A 17,047-nucleotide genomic window follows, 5' to 3' on the forward strand; every position below is an offset into this window, starting at 1 on the left:
CGTTCTATACTGAGTGAACCGCTGAGGAATATCGCGTGTAGACCAAGTATAAAACCTTCGATATCATAGCACAGTTTTTCTTTCAATGCAAGCCTCTTTTTCAGAAGGCAGCCATTCCACGCGCGCAGGCTGGAACTGACGCTGTGCTGCTTGTTCAAGCTGCCGCCGCTGAACGGCGTCAAAGTCTTCAAACGGAAAAAGCTGCAGTGTTTGCTTCTCCAGCTTCCATCGTCCGGCGACAGTTCCCTTATACAGGAAGCAGGGATATACGATTCCCTGCAGATTGAATACCTTTCGCAAATGGCACTGTGGCAGAAACGGATTCTCCTTCTTTTCATAGCCCAGCATGAGCGGATCGAAGCCGCTGAGAAATACAACAGTAGGGATACGGGGATAGGTATCCATTTCCTCGTGTAGCTCATACACTGTATGCCCTTTGCATTCGCTGATTTCAACATCGCACAGATCCTGCAAAATACCCTCCAGCTCCTTCTTTTTCCAACCGAAGAAATAGCAGGCATCCCGCAGGGTTACAGGCCCGTACCCCTTCACATAGCGGTATACAAGCTCCTTTCGACAGGCATCCAAATCCGTTCGAAGCGATATGGGAGCATAGGTGAATTCCCGTGATGCCGCATGCTGGAAGATCACCTTTCCCTGAATATTCAAAACGGCAAACAAACCATCCCAGCTGGAACAGGCCAGCTCGCACAGCTTCTCATCCAGCCCCATTGCTATCAGCCTAGTATAGATTTCCCTGCGTCCACAAATTCCCTGCTGCAGCAGCTCTATGATAGCGTTGCAGAAAAGCTGTTCCTCCTGTGGTGTGTAATAGCGTGCCATGTAGTAGCTGCGATGCTCATAGTCCTTCCACAGCGCCGAGGTGATCAGCAGACGGTCCTTTGCATCCAGCAGATGCAGGGTTCCGCGAAAGGCGCGTGTTTTCACATTTTGCTTTACCCATTGCTCCCAGGAAGCATCCTCACTTCGAAGCCGCAAAGACATCTGGGCATGGCGCAGAAACTGTGCCTGCAGCGCCAGAACATCCCGGGCAGCTGTTCTCGCATCACAGCGGGAGGTCAAATGCTGGTGATAGAGTATTTTTCGTTTTCGCAGTGCTTCCTTCATAATGCTTCCTCCGGCAGAAAATCAATCAGCACATCGTGAAGCAGCAGCAGCCCCTCCCAGGTGGTTCGCACATGGCCGTTTGCTATCTGCAGCATACCGCGTTCGATATTTTTCTGCAATGCCTTATGATACACCGTTTCAAAGTCAGCATGAAAGACTTCCTTAAATCGGGATAACGATACTCCCTGCTTCATGCGCAGGGACATCATCAGCATTTCAAACATTTCATCCTCACGGCTCAGTTCAACGATATCCGGACAGCTCCCCTTTTGCAGATAGGTGTGCAGATTGCAGGTATTATCATAGCGGATATGCCTGCTCTTCCCGCTGGCCCCGCAGCCGATTCCGCAAAAATCCTCATATCTCCAATACATCTGATTATGCATAGACGCACAGCCCGGCTTGGCGAAATTACTGATTTCATATTGTTCAAATCCATGCTTTTGCAAATATTCGACAGCATATACATACATATCCGCCTCCATATCCGCATCGATATTTTTTACACCGTCCCGTCCAAACTGGGAATGCTCCTCTATCGTTAAGGCATACAAGGAGATATGCGAAATAGGAAACTGCTGTACGATTTCCTGTAAATCCTGCTTCCACATAGCCATGCTCTGTTGGGGTAGCCCGTAAATCAGGTCGATGGATATATTATGAATACCGTGTGCATGCAGCTGGTGGATGCGCTGCACTACCTCCGCTTTGCTGTGCTGTCTGTTGATGATGGATAACAGCTGTGGCTGCAGGCTCTGTACTCCCAGTGAAATGCGATTGACGCCATAGCTGTGCAGCAGCTCCATTTTCTCCTCATCCAGAGATTCCACGTTTGCCTCCACCGTATACTCCTGCACCCGGGCAGTATATGGTGAAAGCAGCTGCAGCAGGCGGTTCAGCTGCTCTAGCTGCAATGCGCTTGGTGTTCCTCCGCCGATATACATAGTTTCCAAAGCTGACTCCGCAAGCTTCTCATGCAGCTCCTTTTCAACGGCAATAAGCCATTGTTCAGCCAGCCCTGCATGATAGCGGCAGCGGGTAAAATCACAATAGGCACAAATATCCCTGCAAAAGGGCACATGAACATAGCATGCTTTCATAGCTTCCTCCTAAACGGTGTAATATACGTATTTTTTTCCAACCCTGCGGCGCTGATAGCATTGCCGCTGCACGAGCTGTTCCATTGCGCAGCGGGCTGTCTCATTGCATACGCCGGCATATTCCATAAATTGCCGGATCGTATAATAGCAATACGGCTTACGATGATCGACATAAAACAAAAGCTGCTGCTCACGAAGCTCAGGAAAACGCTCCTGCAGCTCCTGCAGCTGCATCGTCTGACTGGCTGTGATATCCGTTTCTGTTAATGATAGCATGGATCTTGAAATTTGCAAGCGGATCCCATCCAGAAAAGCCAAAAAGCGCGGAGTCAGATCGCTTGCTGTCTTTTGATACACCTTCTGTTCACAAATAAGTTTGGGATTCACAGGACATGCGGCATGTAAGAGAATGCAGGCGCATATCTGTGTGTCTGCATGCAGAACAGATAAAAAGAAACAGCGAAGAAGCAGCGGTTCTTCCTCATCCTCAAGAAATGCAGTAACATCGCATGCAAGGGGTGACAGGCTTAACAATTCCATCGCCCTTTGCAGCCAGTGCTTCTGCCCCTGTACAAGCAGCATCACCTTTTGCAGAGCGGAAGCTGTCCCCTGCTCTTTATGACAGCGAAACAGCAGCTCACTTGTATGTTGCAGCTTTCTGCAGCAGGTGGCTGTCAGGACAAGACTTCCGGAAAAAATGGAAAAGTTAAATTCACGGCGAAACAAGGAGCGATACTCCTCAATCTGCTTCCAGACCGCCTCCAGTACAACACCCTCCAGCTCCAGCTCTTCAGCCAGCTCATCCTTTGTTCTGTACGTTTCTTCTGTATACTTTCTTGTCTCCTCAAACATAAGGTCACCTCAGCATCAGTGTAGCATGCTTTTGCAGCAAGCTGGTCACATTCGACAAAACAACACAGAAGCTTACACCATATGACAAGGCGATTCAGCATCTAACAAACGATAAGCATTAGTAGCTATTCTGCCAGCATTTCAGTATAGCTGACAAAATATTTCTGCCTGCCTACCTCATACACTCATAAAAAAACAGTGGCATCCGATTTTGCAAACGGATATCCACTGCTTTTCCTATATAAAACTATACTTGCTACTGTTGTTTTGGACTGTTTAGCCCTTATTGTGAAGCTGCTTTTTCTTTTTCATAACAAGCAGAATACCACCTGCAGCCATTGCCCCCAGCATACACAATGCATAGAGCTGTGCCTGTGTGTGATCTCCGGTATCCACCCTTGTTCCATTTTGTGTATCACTCTGATAACCATAACAGAACCGTTTTCTTAAAGCTGCCGCAACTGAAAAACTCCCTTTTTATCGATATTTTTGCATATTTTTTCCATAAATGACTTTTATAGAAAATTCGTGATTTAGAAAGGTTACTTTTACAAACTCACCTCGTCTTCGAGCATTCTGTATCCCATTATAAAGGTCTTTTTCAATACGATTTCAATCAAAAGGATATCTGTTATTTCCCGGCAGCTTCCTTCATCCCCTGCAAAAACAAATCACCTGCTTTGTTTTATTTATGATCTCTTTTGCATATCTCCTTTATGTTCTGCAAATACATCCTGTATTTCAGTGATTCCATATCCCCGCTGTTTTTCTCCACCCCTTATGAATTACCTTACTTCTTCACACAAAACTGAATTCTTAACCGTGAAATAGACATTCTTAACAAAAACGACAGCAAGAAAAAAACCGGACACAGCCGGTTCTTATATATAAATTTATTTATCGTCGTCATCCATGGAAAGCACAGCCATGAAGGCTTCCTGCGGCACCTCCACACTGCCGACGGATTTCATACGCTTCTTTCCTTCCTTCTGTTTCTCCAGAAGCTTTTTCTTACGGGAGATATCCCCTCCGTAGCATTTCGCCAATACGTTTTTACGCAGGGATTTGATATCCGCACGCGCGACGATCTTACCATTGATTGCAGCCTGAATCGGTATTTCAAACTGCTGCTTCGGTATCAGCTTTTTCAGCTTTTCACAGATGGCACGCCCTCTTGGATAAGCAAACTCTCTATGTACGATACTGCTTAAAGCATCAACGATTTCTCCATTCAGCAGGATATCCATCTTGGCAAGCTTATTGGTCTGATAGCCGATCAGCTCATAATCCAGGGAGGCGTATCCCTTGGTACAGGATTTCAGCTTATCGAAAAAATCAAACACGATTTCTCCTAAGGGAAGCTCATAGATCACATTCATACGTCCTTCGTCAATATAAACCATATCCTTATAGTTTCCACGCTTATGCTGACACAGCTCCATGATCGGCCCGACATAATCATTCGGTGTCATGATGCTGGCACGGACGAACGGTTCCTCGATATGATCAATTTTCTGTACATCCGGAAGCAGGGATGGATTATCAATGGATAATACAGAGCCATCTGTCAGATATGCATGATAGACAACAGAGGGTGCTGTCGCAATCAGATCAATGCGGTATTCCCGCTCGATTCGTTCCTGAACAACATCCATGTGCAGAAGTCCAAGAAACCCACATCGAAAGCCAAAGCCCAGCGCCTGTGAGGTTTCCGCCTCAAACTGCAGGGATGCATCATTTAGCTGCAGCTTTTCCAACGCATCTCGCAAATCATTGTATTTACTGGAATCAATCGGATACAGCCCGCAGTATACCATCGGATTCATTTCACGATATCCGTGCAACGGCTCTGCTGCTGAACGCTGTGCATGCGTAATCGTATCGCCGACACGTACATCCTTAATCGATTTGATAGAACCGCAGATCCAGCCTACCTCACCGCATTCCAGTACATCCTTCTTAATTTCCTTCGGCGTCCGTATTCCTACCTCAAGCACCTCATATTCCGCACCGCTTGCCATGAACCGGATATGATCACCAACACGAATGGTTCCTTCCTTGACACGTACATAGGCAATAACACCACGATAGGCATCATACAGGGAGTCAAACACCAGAGCCTGTAATGGCGCCTGCGGATCACCAGATGGTGCGGGTACATGCTGAACGACTGCTTCCAGTACATCTTGGATATTCAAACCGTTTTTAGCGGATATCAGTGGGGCATCACTGGCATCCAAACCGATTACATCCTCAATCTCCTTACGCACAACATCCGGCTGTGCACTGGGAAGATCGATTTTATTGATAACCGGAATGATTTCCAAATCGTTATCCAAAGCCAGATATACATTGGCCAGTGTCTGTGCCTCAATTCCCTGAGCCGCATCAACGACCAGAACCGCCCCCTCACAGGCTGCCAGGGAACGGGATACCTCGTAGGTGAAATCGACATGTCCCGGTGTATCAATCAGATGGAAGATATAATCCTGTCCATCCTTTGCTTTATATTTCAACTGAACAGCATTCAGCTTGATCGTAATGCCACGTTCCCGTTCCAGATCCATGGTATCCAGCAGCTGTTCCTTCATTTCACGCTGTTCAACAGTATCTGTAATTTCAAGAATACGATCGGCCAGAGTTGATTTCCCATGATCAATATGGGCGATGATTGAAAAGTTTCTTATATATTTCTGATCCATATTCTCACTCCTAACGCAAGGACTATTATAACAGGAAACCTGCGGTATGAAAAGCAATTTTCGACGGTATTTGCCTGTGTAAAAGCAATTCCTCTTGACCTTTTCAGCGAGTAGTGCTAAAGTTTAGTGGAAAAGGATGAGAGAGCCTTTTTACGTTAGAAGCATTCTAACAAAGGAGGATTCGCTGTAGGAGGCGGATCCTTTCTTTATACTGTTATGTTTTCCTGCAAATTCCATGGATTTAATAAATGTTGAAAGCTGCGCAGACATGATGGAGATGCGCTTCTTAATGAAAATGCAGGCTCTCTCATATATGTTAACATTTCGTGCAGCTTATCTCTTCCTACAAATTGGATCATCCTTGTGTTCTTGTTTATCAGAGAGGCATTTCAAGGTATCCACCAATAGCATAAAGCTTTCAATCTGATCCTTTGTTAATCCATCATAGAAATTCAGGAGCTCCATTTTATTCCTATATTCCTGATTTATTTCCTCAATATTCCGTTTACAATGCTTTATCATTCTCTTGCCTCATTTCGCTTTCACATATATTTTATCGTGATAACAGAGAAAATACAACTGTTATCAGCATATCATATTATGATATTCCCGAAATGGAGGAGCATATATGATAACGTTTTATAAATTATGGGATTATTGTAATAGAAAAGACATCAATAAATCGGAATTGAAAGAAGGAGCAGGGATTTCCAATGCCACAATCAGTAAATTAAATAACAATCAAATCGTCACTACAGAAACAATCGATAAGGTATGCTCCTTTTTGAAAGTACAGCCCTTTCAGATTATGGAATGGGAAGAAAAGAAAGCAGATAAGTAATCATTAGTTGATGACAAGCTATTGTGTGAATTAAAAGGAAATATCCTTACGACACCAAGCATGATGATATTGCTATAAATGCCACGAAACAGTAAAGCAGAATCAAAATATTCACAGCTACTGAAAATGCTTATATCACTTCATCATTGCCTTTACTTTTCGAATCGTATTAAATTTCATACACAGCAGACCTCACTCTAGTACATACGTTGTGAGCAAGTATGACAGCATTACACTTTTCTGGCTATATGTAAAGAAGGCATCCTTACGGACACCTTCTTTTTCTATTCTATTATGCTACAATTTTTCCAATCAGATTCTTTCCACTGCCATTGAAGAAAACCTTCGCCGCCATCTTTGCTTTTCCTTCCAGCTGCAGCTCATCCGCAAGAATAAGACCATCTGCACAGGCAATCGCAAAACCGCCATCCACCATACCGATGATTTCACCGCAGGCTGCAGCTCCCTTTTCAGGTATTCTGCGCACCTTATGAAACTTCAGCTTTTTACCGTCTACCAATACATAGGCACACGGTGCAGGAATCAGACCGCGGATATGATTGTATACGCTTTTCACATCCCTGCTGAAATCGACATGCTCCTCATCCTTTTGAATCGTATAGGCAAACGTTGCCTCCGCTTCGTTTTGTTCCACAAAGACAGCACTTCCGTCGATAATCTTCGGAATGCTTTCACTCAGCAGCTGTGCACCGGAAACGGCCAGCTTATCATACAAAGAACCCATCGTATCCTCATCCGAAATCGCCACATGACTCTGCGCCATAACAGCACCGGCATCCATTTTCTTAACCATACGCATAATCGAAACACCGCTTTGTGCATGTCCTTCCATAATGGCTTTATGAATCGGTGCGCCGCCTCTCAGCTTTGGCAGCAGGGAGGCATGTACATTGATACTGCCATAGGTTGGATATTCCAGCAGTCTTGACGGAATAAACTGACCATACGCACAGGTGACAATCAGATCGATATCCAGCTGCATCAGCTCCTCATAATCATCTCGGATACGAATTGGCTGATAAACCGGTATCTCATGCTTTAAGGCTTCCTGCTTCACCGGCGGCATCTGCAGCACCTGCTTTCTTCCCACCTTTTTATCCGGCTGGCTGACAACGCCAATGATTTGATAGCCGTCGCTCCACAGCCGTTTTAGCATCGACACGGCGATCTCTGGCGTGCCCATGAACAGGATTCGTATTTGTTTATTATCCATGCTATTCACCTCAGTAGGCATTATACCATGATGTGCAGCCGATTGCATCTATTTCCTGAAGCACAGCAAGTCATTCAGCGATTTTATGATAGACGCTAATGTAACAGACCGTCAAACACATCCGAAAACATCTGTACGCAGCCCTTCATCGTGGATACGATAGCCTCACTGCTGCTTTTCGCAAGCTGGGATGCCCGGTTCTCCTCAATATCCTTCAATGCGACCGGGTCATTGGGCGCCTTCACAACATGATTTTGCGCGACATCCGATTCAAAGCTCTCCACCTGCTCCTGCACCAGATTTCGCGTATCATCCGACCCCTGCTGATTGATATAGGAGCCGATGGATACAAGAATACAAATCAGAATAGCGTCCGCAAGAAACCGTTTCATACAATCACTCCTTTGTCAATACGTCATAAATGCCGTCTGCGATAACATCCAGGGAATTCGATACCTCCTCAAAGGTATTCACATCACCGCCAAGCTCCATCAGTATTATGTTCTTGGCAACCTCCTGATTATAATATGCCTCCCTAGTCATGACCCCCTTCATGATACCATTCTTTTTCGCATTGATTGTGTCAGTTAATGTCGTGGACAGCCTGGTTGCCGTCTTGGCATTCTTTCCCAGTCCGCCGACGACAAACATCCCCTTGGCGTAATTCTTTCCATCGATATTGATATAGCTGGCTTCCCTTGGAATACTGTCACGATGCAGATCCAGACACATATCAAAGCCGCCGTAATTCACAAGCGCCTCATTAAGATATTTATAGGAAACTACATAGGATTCATTATAGGTAAGCCCGTGCGTATCACGGTAGCGTATAAAGTCATTGGTTTCCAAAACGACCTTGATTCCACGATCCTCCAGCTTCTGCGCAAGTATAGCGGCCGCATCCAGAACGGTCTTTCCACCCTTGTAGCTTTCATCCTGATGCGTGTCATAAATATATACGCGCTTTCCGGTACTCTCTGCCTTTTTATCCTTGGACGCATCCTCCTTTTGCGTATTGGCATTCTCTTTACCATTATCCTTTTCCTCCCCCTTATCCTGCGGGGTATTTTGTTCCTCTGTGGTTTTGGGAACAACGGTGGGATTATCCTGTGTGGTTTCTACTGTTATTTCTTCCTTGGGAATGGTCAGATTGGAGTTATACGAAAGCACGTTCAGCGAATCCTTCAGGGAGAGGGAGCTGTTGATTGTTTTCTGCTTGTATACAAAATTATTCAAAAGATCATCCGCACTGTTAAAGCAGTTTTTTAATCCGCTGGTAAAGGGTGTCAGATAGAGAAAAGCAATCAGTACGAAGACCTTAACGAGAAGCTTGCATGTAGATTTCATAGAAAAAAGCACTCCCTTCTCTACCACCATATGTGATAGGGCGTGCTTTCATGTTAAACAATGCAGGACAAAAAACGACATTAGAGCTGTTGATAATCGGGATGCAGGAAGCGATTCAGGCTTTCGGAAACGATATAAACCAGATGCTTCAGCTCATCATCCATGGATTTCGGTGTGACGACCAGATTCAGATAATCACTGTCATGGATTTTCTGTAGAATGGCCTGCTTTTCCTCACCGCTGACCTCCAGGGTTTCCTGCAGAATGGCACCGATGCTTGTTACGGTTGCGACACCGATTGCAATCACCGGAATGTGCAGACTTTTTTCACAGAGTGACATACGGTGGTTTCCGACACCGCTGCCCGGCTGAATCCCTGTATTGTTGATTTGGACAACGCGGTTGATCCGGGCAATATTGCGGGTAGCCAGGGCATCAATGGCAATTACCAGATCGGGCTGATAGCTTTGCGCAACACTTTGCACGATGGATAGTGATTCCAATCCGGTCTGTCCCATAACACCCGGCTGCAGCACTGCAACATTCCGTGTTCCTTTTAAGTATTTGGGATTTTCATTTGCATACAGATGCGCGGTTACCAGTATTTCATTCGCCGCCTGCGGGCCGAGGGCATCCGATGTAATAAAGCGGTTTCCCAGTCCGACAACAAGAATTTTCTGCAGCTGTATATGCATATTGTCACTCATATGCTGCAGGTTTTCCTGTATTGCGTCGATCATATTTTCCCGTACGATATGATCCCCCAAATCATGGCATTCTATGGAAACATAGTCGCCCTTGCTTTTTCCTAGCTCATTTTCATCACATAGAACCTTGATATAATTGCTGCGTATAAAATCATTCTTTTTTTCAATATGCTCATAGGTTTTTGACTGGATATCTGCGGATATGATTTCATCCGCAAAATCACTGCGTATCTGATATACTTCTGCCATTTTTATACACCTCTTCCATAGTATGGTTTTTTTTCACCTTATTATTGCTTTTTTATATTCTTTTTGATATAATTTATTGGCAATTGAAAACTAGGAGGTGCAACATGCCACAGATCCAATCACAGAAAAAACGTGTAAAAACCAACAACAAAAGAAACCTGGCTGTAAGTGCTCAGAAATCTGCATTGAGAACTTCTATCAAAAAAGTTCTGGCTGCTGTTGATGCGAAAGACGCTGCTGCCGCTGCTGCTGCTTACAACGAAGCAAGTTCTAAATTAGATAAAGCTGTTGCGAAGGGTATTCACCACAAAAACTACGCAACAAGACAGAAATCACGTTTGGCTAAAGCAATCAACGCTATTGCTGCATAAGAAACAGGACAGAGGTTCTGTTTTTTTTCGTTTCATGCTATGATAGTATAGATGGGAAAGGAAGGATCGTATGAAACCCTATGTCGGGATATTGCTGACCTCACTCCTTTTGTTTGGCTGCAGTGCTACACAGAAGGAAGCAAAGCAAGACCTAAGGGATCCATCTGTGGAGCTGAAGCAGACCTCGATTCGCAACAGTACTGCCATTGATGATGATACCTGCTATAAATACCAGCGTTCTTTGCTGCATGAAAACCTGCAGGATGATTATGACCGGCTGTATGGTGCCCTGCTGCATCATGAAGCCTCTGTGCTGCTGGATTGCAGTGTGCCCTATGTGATGACCCTCTTTGATGCTGTTACCTTTGATCATCCCGAGCTGTTCTGGTCAAATTATGAATATAATTACAAGGAATCCGAGGACAAAAAAAGCGTAACCCTGTATCCGTCCTATGCCTATGATAAAAAGGAAAGCGCCGCTTTGCAAAAGCAGGTGGATGCTGTGGCAAGTCCCCTCCTGCAAAAGGCACGCGAAAAGCAGGGAGATTATGAAAAGGTCAAGTTTCTGTATGACTGGATCATAGATCATACAGATTATGTAAACAAGGAAGAAAATAATCAGAATATGCTGAGTGTCCTTCTGGATCAGGAGGCCGTCTGTGCAGGCTATTCCAAAAGCTTTAAGTATCTGCTGGATCAGCTGGATATCCCCAATGCGGTTATTCTCGTACAGGTTATCGAGAATCCGGATGAATACCATGTCGTCAATATGGTGCAGATGGATAAAGCCTGGTATTATCTTGATCCAACCTTCGGCGATATCAAAATTGAAAAAAGCTATGCAAACTACCGCTATGCTTATTTTGGAATGACCAGTGAGGAAATGGAAAACATCTATACACCACAGCAGGAAATCAAAAAAACAACAGCTGTAAAGGACAGCTTCTTCTATCATGAGGGAGCGTATCTCAAGGGCTATGATGAAGATCAGATCACAGCCATTATCGCTTCGAATATCAACAATCCCAATCCCTGTCTGGCAATCAAGTGTAATAGCAGACAGACATATGAGCATGTCAAGCAGCTGCTTCGCTCTCAGCATATCTTCGATCTTTTCGAGAATGCCGGCTACAATCCGCAGGAGTTTGAATATTACAGTCTGGATGAAAATTACTGCTTCTTTCTGAATTACTGGTAAGATAAGAAAAGGAACATGAATTGCCGTATGGCTGAACATGTTCCTTTTTTTACTACAGGATTAAAACAGACGCGTTATATCGTTCCAGGTCGCCAGCACCATAATACCGACGATCATCAGAAGTCCTGCCATCATGATTGCACTCTGCATCCGCTCATTCAGCTTCCGACCGATCAGTGTTTCAATCAGGACGATAAAGATTCTTCCACCATCCAGTATCGGAATCGGCAATAGATTAAAGATACCGACATTGACAGACAGCAGGCCAATCAAGGCAATCGTTGATAACAGACCTGTCTGTGTAATCTGCGCCGTCACCTGATAGATTCCTACCGGGCCGCTCAGGTTGTTCAGACCAACCCCCTGTACGAGCTTGCCTAAGGAGTCGAATATGGTTGTAACGGAGTCTACCATCTTCTGCGTTCCATACGGAATAGATTCCAGCAGTGTGATCTTTTTGATCTCATTTTGCTGCAGGACACCCATGACATACTTGCTTTCATCCTTCACATAGGTTGGAGTAAAATGCAGAGTAACCTCTTTGCCGTCACGCAGTACGGTAAAGGTGGTATCTCCGTTATAATACTGGATAAACTCAACAACATCATTAAAGGTCTTTGGCTCCACAACCTCTTTTCCGTTTTGTACACGGATAATTTCATCACCGGCCTTCATCCCGCCTTTTTGCGCAGCGGAGTTTTCCTGTACGGAAGCAACCAGCGCCTTTCCGGGAATACTGACTGCTCCCTGGTAGGCTGTTATTCCGATAAACAGCACCCATGCCAGCAATACATTCATGATTGCGCCGGCAGCCATGACAACGATCTGCTTCCATGGACGGATGCCGTTCAAGGTTCGTTCATATGGGATATTCAGCTCATCCGCTTCATCGTCATCCTCTTCCCCTGCCATCGCTACAAAGCCGCCGATGGGAAGCGCACGAAGCGACCATGCGGTTTCTCCGACCTGCTTTTGATAAACGACTGGACCCATGCCGATGGAAAATTCCTTGCAATACACACCAAAGCGCTTAGCGGCAATCAGATGTCCCAGCTCATGGACAATGATGATGACACTGAGTATTAGTATAAAATAAATAATATTCAATATATTACTCATTCCACGCCTCCTTTCCATGCCTTGCGCACGAATTCCCGTGCCCAGGCATCACTCTCTATAATTTCATCCAGTGTCGGCTCTGTAATATATGCAGCCTGTTCCACTGCCATCATAATATAACGTTCGATATCCAGAAAACCGATCTTCTCATGCAGGAACAAATCGACTGCTTCCTCATCCGCACCATTCATGATTGCACCGAGGTTCCCTTCCCTTCGGCCAACTGTAAATGCCAGCTTCAAGAGCGGATAGCGCTGTTCGCTTGCCGGTTCAAAATGCAAAGCAAAACTGCGCTGAAAATCAAACGGTTCTGCATTTTTCATTTCCAAACGGGAGGGATAGGAAAGCGCGTACTGAATTGGCAGCCGCATATCAGCCGTTCCCAGCTGTGCAATTATGGCATGATCACGATACTGTACCATGGAATGAATAATGCTTTCCCGGTGAATTACAACCTCGATATCATCATATGGCATATCAAACAGGTAGTGTGCTTCGATTACCTCAAAGCCCTTGTTCATCATGGTTGCGGAATCAATCGTAATGCGCCCGCCCATATTCCAGTTGGGATGATGCAAAGCCTCCCTGACAGTAACATTTACAAGCTCCTCACGGCTGCGGTCACGAAAACTTCCCCCGCTGGCCGTAATGATCAGCTTGTCCACCTCACGCATCGCATTGCCCTGCAGGCACTGAAAAATAGCGGAATGCTCAGAATCAATCGGATACAGAGAAACGCGGTGCTCCTTTAGGGCACGCTTTATTAGAGGGCCGCCTGCGACAAGGCTCTCCTTATTCGCTAGCGCCACCATTTTATCATGCTCAATGGCAGTCAGCGTCGGCACCAGACCGCGAAAGCCAACAACCGCATTGACCAGTACATCGTATCCATCCATAGCTGCCAGCTGCTTTAGCCCGGCATCTCCAAAGCAGAAGTGAAGCGTAGGATAGCGCTTCTGCATTTCTTCCATATCTTCCTCTTTTGCCATGCAGACCATGCGGACAGAAGAAAAGCTATCGAGTATTTCTATTAGCTTTTCCTTATTATAGCCAACACTTAATCCTATGATTTCAAATTCAGAACTATGATGCTTTACCACATCCAGCGTCTGGGTGCCGATACTTCCGCTGGCACCAAGCAGCATTATTTTTTTCATAACATCAACACCACCAGTATCAAATCAAAACAAATAAAGTTAAAAACAAGAGAATCCACCCGATCCAGTACACCGCCATGTCCCGGCAGCAGATCGGAAAAATCCTTAATACCAAAATTGCGCTTAATGGCGCTGAAGGCAAGATCGCCGATTTGTCCAGTAACAGTCAAAACCGCAGCTGCCAGTACCATCTGTGCCGGTGTCATCGTATCCACCATAAACCACGCAAAAACAAAGGAAAGTACAGCACCGAAGAACCAGCCCCCGATAGAGCCCTCCCAAGTCTTTTTGGGAGAAATCCGCACATTGAGCTTGTGTCTGCCGAGAAACCGCCCACAGAAATAGGCAGCGGTATCACATGCATAGGTGGCAATAATGATGAACCACACATACATGCGATTGGTTTCATATATATGGAGGAAGCAGCGTGCAATGGCAAAAAAGAAAGTGATGTAGGCAATGCATAGAAAGCCGTCCTTCGCATGAAAGCGCTCAGTAAACACCGGAATGGATAGAAATACAAGCGCACAGATGCCCAAAAGAGCCGTATGCAGCCGTTCATCACTCAGCACCAGTACGAATACAGCAGCGATTGCCAGCGGCTTGATGATTATAGGCCACGCTGTATCCTGTTCCTTCAGATTCAACAGCTCTATACCGCCTGCGACAATGATAAAAGCAATCAGCAGATCGATCAGCCAGCCGCCATATACCAGCGGCGGGATCACGCAGACAATGATCAGAAGTGCTGTGATAATTCTGGTTTTCATCCTACAACCCTCCAAATCTGCGGTTTCTGTGATTGAATTCATCAATCGCCCGGTTCAATTCTTCTTTTGTAAATTCCGGCCAGGCTACCGGTGTGAAGATCAGCTCTGCATAGGCCAGCTGCCAGAGCAGAAAATTACTGATACGCAGCTCGCCGCTTGTGCGAATCATCAGATCCAGCTCCGGCATATCGGCAGTCATCATATAGCTGCCAAAGGCTTCCTCGTCAATCGTGGCAGACGCCTTCCCCTCCAGCACGTCCTGTGCGTATTTTTGAGCCGCCAGTGTGATTTCCCTGCGGGCACCGTAATTTACTGCCAGACAGAGAATCAGCCCGGTATTCTGTTTAGTTTCCGCTACCGCACTCGTTATCACCTTGCGTGTTTCTTCCGGAAACCGTTCAATTTCTCCAAGGAAGGTAACACGGATATTATTTTTCTTCAGCTCTGCCAGGTAGCGATTAAAAAAAAGCTTTGGAAGCTTGCACAGATAGTCAACCTCATCCTGCGGACGTTTCCAGTTTTCCGTGGAAAACGCATAGCAGGTCAATGCTTTCACCCCGAGATCATTACATGCTATGGCAATCCTTCGTATATTTTCCGCTCCCTGCTTATGACCGGCAGTTCTCGGCAGTCCTCGTTTCTTTGCCCAGCGTCCATTTCCATCCATGATGATGGCAATGTGCTGCGGTATGATTCTTGTATCCATAAGGATCCATCCTCCTACAATCATTATCGCTTGTTCATCAGAACAGAATTATTATACCATACTTTCCATGAACTACCATACTTTTACGAGCATACAGATGAATTTACAATGCTTTTTTACAGCATTCCATAAGAAAAGAGATGCCGTACTGCGACACCTCCCCTTATGCTTATACCTTCATGATTTCCTTTGCTTTGTTTTCTACAGCCTGATCAATGGTCTTACCGATTTTATCAGTCAGCTTCTGGATTTTTTCCTGTGCATCCTTTTTCAGATCCTCAGTCAGCTCCTTATCCTTTTTGACTGCATCATTTGCATCACGGCGGATGTTACGGATGGCAATTTTCGCATCCTCTCCCATTTTGTGTGCAGCTTTTGCCAGCTCCTTACGGCGTTCTTCCGTTAAGGAAGGAACATTTAGACGAATCACTTCGCCATCGCTCTGCGGTACCAGACCGGTATCACTGGTCTGAATAGCACGTTCGATATCCTTCAGCGTACCGCGGTCATACGGCTTGATGACAAGCTGACGACCTTCTACCACCTTTACAGATGCCACCTGATTGATTGGTGTAGGACTTCCATAGTACTCAAACTGAACATGATCAAGCAGGGATGCATGTGCGATACCGGTACGGATCGTTTTTAAATCCTCCTCCAGTACAGTGACTGCCTTTTTCATTTTTTCTTCTGCATGATTTAAGATTTCCATAGTATTACTTCCTTTCCTTTGTGATAACGGTTCCTGTAATATCTCCCTGTACTGCCTTCAGGATGTTGCCCTGCTCGTTCATATTAAACACGACCAGATCAATGTCATTGTCCATGCACATGCTGGTTGCTGTCGTATCCATGACAGCCAGTCCCTCCTGAATCAGATCCATATAGGTAAGCGTGTCGTATTTCACAGCATCCGGATTGGTTTTCGGGTCTGCATTGTATACGCCGTCCACGCCGTTTTTCGCCATCAGAATCACATCTGCGCCGATTTCACTCGCACGTAATGCTGCCGTGGTATCCGTGGAGAAGTACGGGTTTCCGGTTCCTGCACCAAAGATGACCACACGGCTCTTTTCCAGATGACGGTTTGCACGCCGTACGATAAACGGCTCCGCTACCTTCTGCATTTCGATTGCGGTCTGCACACGTGTCGGCACACCCTCCTGCTCCAGCGCACTCTGCACTGCCAGGGCATTGATCACGGTTGCCAGCATCCCCATATAGTCTGCCTGTACACGCTCAATTCCCATCGTTTCCGCCATCTTGCCACGAATGAAGTTTCCTCCGCCCACAACGATAGCCAGATCAACTCCCAGCTCATGCACCTGTTTCAGTTCCTTTGCCAGAGAAGCAAGAATTTTGGGATCAAAGGAATTTCCGGGAGAGGACAATGCTTCTCCGCTTAATTTCAGCAATACTCGTTTGTACATAATTACGTCCACCTTTATCATTTTTTCGTATGTACGGATTTATAAAATCCTTCCGTTCTTATTATAAAGAAAAAGCTTTCAAAAAGGAAGAGGATTCTGTTGTTTTTTCCATTTTCCTCTTCCTGCATGCAGACTG

At 45.6% G+C, this 17,047-nt stretch carries 17 protein-coding genes and 1 pseudogene; 3 read left to right on the top strand and 15 right to left on the bottom strand.

Annotation, left to right across the window (positions count from 1 at the left end; all coding sequences use genetic code 11):
* Nucleotides 1-63 precede the first annotated feature (63 nt).
* From GKZ87_11465 to lepA, 5 genes and pseudogenes are all read right to left on the bottom strand, one after another.
* Nucleotides 64-1,128 (bottom strand): hypothetical protein, encoded by a 1,065-nt coding sequence (locus GKZ87_11465; protein ID QSI26059.1) that lies wholly within the window; start codon nucleotides 1,126-1,128, stop codon nucleotides 64-66.
* Nucleotides 1,125-2,228, bottom strand: a complete 1,104-nt coding sequence (gene hemW, locus GKZ87_11470; protein QSI26060.1) for a radical SAM family heme chaperone HemW — start codon at nucleotides 2,226-2,228, stop codon at nucleotides 1,125-1,127. Before hemW ends, GKZ87_11465 begins: the two co-directional genes overlap by 4 nt.
* 9 nt (nucleotides 2,229-2,237) lie before the next feature.
* Complete coding sequence (locus tag GKZ87_11475; GenBank protein QSI26061.1) at nucleotides 2,238-3,080, bottom strand: hypothetical protein; 843 nt, start codon at nucleotides 3,078-3,080, stop codon at nucleotides 2,238-2,240.
* Between the two features lie 276 nt (nucleotides 3,081-3,356).
* Nucleotides 3,357-3,476, bottom strand: a pseudogene (locus GKZ87_11480) (LPXTG cell wall anchor domain-containing protein).
* Between the two features lie 497 nt (nucleotides 3,477-3,973).
* The gene (gene lepA, locus GKZ87_11485) at nucleotides 3,974-5,782 is read right to left on the bottom strand and encodes an elongation factor 4 (protein ID QSI26062.1); all 1,809 of its coding nucleotides are present in this window, start codon (nucleotides 5,780-5,782) and stop codon (nucleotides 3,974-3,976) included.
* Nucleotides 5,783-6,410: 628 nt separating this feature from the next.
* Here lepA and GKZ87_11490 point away from each other — a divergent pair.
* Nucleotides 6,411-6,623 (top strand): helix-turn-helix domain-containing protein, encoded by a 213-nt coding sequence (locus GKZ87_11490; GenBank protein QSI26063.1) that lies wholly within the window; start codon nucleotides 6,411-6,413, stop codon nucleotides 6,621-6,623.
* Between the two features lie 292 nt (nucleotides 6,624-6,915).
* On the opposite strand, the gene GKZ87_11495 is transcribed toward GKZ87_11490, so the two are convergent.
* The 4 genes from GKZ87_11495 to GKZ87_11510 all read right to left on the bottom strand — a co-directional run bounded on the left by GKZ87_11495 (nucleotide 6,916) and on the right by GKZ87_11510 (nucleotide 10,160).
* Nucleotides 6,916-7,857, bottom strand: coding sequence for a methionyl-tRNA formyltransferase (locus tag GKZ87_11495; protein ID QSI26064.1), 942 nt, complete (start codon nucleotides 7,855-7,857; stop codon nucleotides 6,916-6,918).
* A 95-nt stretch (nucleotides 7,858-7,952) separates the two neighbouring features.
* Nucleotides 7,953-8,249 (bottom strand): hypothetical protein, encoded by a 297-nt coding sequence (locus GKZ87_11500; protein ID QSI26065.1) that lies wholly within the window; start codon nucleotides 8,247-8,249, stop codon nucleotides 7,953-7,955.
* Nucleotides 8,250-8,253: 4 nt separating this feature from the next.
* Complete coding sequence (locus tag GKZ87_11505; GenBank protein ID QSI26066.1) at nucleotides 8,254-9,204, bottom strand: stage II sporulation protein P; 951 nt, start codon at nucleotides 9,202-9,204, stop codon at nucleotides 8,254-8,256.
* Between the two features lie 80 nt (nucleotides 9,205-9,284).
* The gene (locus tag GKZ87_11510; protein QSI26067.1) at nucleotides 9,285-10,160 is read right to left on the bottom strand and encodes a GPR endopeptidase; all 876 of its coding nucleotides are present in this window, start codon (nucleotides 10,158-10,160) and stop codon (nucleotides 9,285-9,287) included.
* Nucleotides 10,161-10,264: 104 nt separating this feature from the next.
* Between GKZ87_11510 and rpsT the strand changes: the two genes are divergently transcribed.
* Both rpsT and GKZ87_11520 read left to right on the top strand, forming a co-directional pair.
* Entirely contained in the window at nucleotides 10,265-10,531 is a 267-nt protein-coding gene (gene rpsT / locus GKZ87_11515; protein QSI26068.1) for a 30S ribosomal protein S20, read from the top strand.
* A 70-nt stretch (nucleotides 10,532-10,601) separates the two neighbouring features.
* On the top strand, nucleotides 10,602-11,729 hold the full coding sequence (locus tag GKZ87_11520) for a transglutaminase (protein ID QSI26069.1): 1,128 nt from the start codon (nucleotides 10,602-10,604) through the stop codon (nucleotides 11,727-11,729).
* A 60-nt stretch (nucleotides 11,730-11,789) separates the two neighbouring features.
* Here GKZ87_11520 and rseP read toward each other — a convergent pair whose 3' ends face one another.
* The 6 genes from rseP to GKZ87_11550 form a co-directional block, all read right to left on the bottom strand.
* Entirely contained in the window at nucleotides 11,790-12,848 is a 1,059-nt protein-coding gene (gene rseP / locus GKZ87_11525) for an RIP metalloprotease RseP (GenBank protein QSI26070.1), read from the bottom strand.
* A complete protein-coding gene (locus tag GKZ87_11530) occupies nucleotides 12,845-14,005 on the bottom strand; it encodes a 1-deoxy-D-xylulose-5-phosphate reductoisomerase (protein ID QSI26071.1) in 1,161 nt (386 codons plus the stop codon). The genes rseP and GKZ87_11530 overlap by 4 nt, the downstream gene beginning before the upstream one ends.
* The gene (locus GKZ87_11535; protein ID QSI26072.1) at nucleotides 14,002-14,775 is read right to left on the bottom strand and encodes a phosphatidate cytidylyltransferase; all 774 of its coding nucleotides are present in this window, start codon (nucleotides 14,773-14,775) and stop codon (nucleotides 14,002-14,004) included. Before GKZ87_11535 ends, GKZ87_11530 begins: the two co-directional genes overlap by 4 nt.
* Before the next feature lies 1 nt (nucleotide 14,776).
* Complete coding sequence (locus GKZ87_11540; GenBank protein QSI26073.1) at nucleotides 14,777-15,481, bottom strand: isoprenyl transferase; 705 nt, start codon at nucleotides 15,479-15,481, stop codon at nucleotides 14,777-14,779.
* A gap of 169 nt (nucleotides 15,482-15,650) precedes the next feature.
* Complete coding sequence (locus GKZ87_11545) at nucleotides 15,651-16,193, bottom strand: ribosome recycling factor (GenBank protein QSI26074.1); 543 nt, start codon at nucleotides 16,191-16,193, stop codon at nucleotides 15,651-15,653.
* Nucleotides 16,194-16,197: 4 nt separating this feature from the next.
* Nucleotides 16,198-16,911, bottom strand: a complete 714-nt coding sequence (locus GKZ87_11550) for a UMP kinase (GenBank protein QSI26075.1) — start codon at nucleotides 16,909-16,911, stop codon at nucleotides 16,198-16,200.
* Between the last annotated feature and the right edge of the window lie 136 nt (nucleotides 16,912-17,047).

This window comes from Erysipelotrichaceae bacterium 66202529, from assembly GCA_017161075.1.
Lineage (GTDB): Bacteria > Bacillota_I > Bacilli_A > Erysipelotrichales > Erysipelotrichaceae > Clostridium_AQ.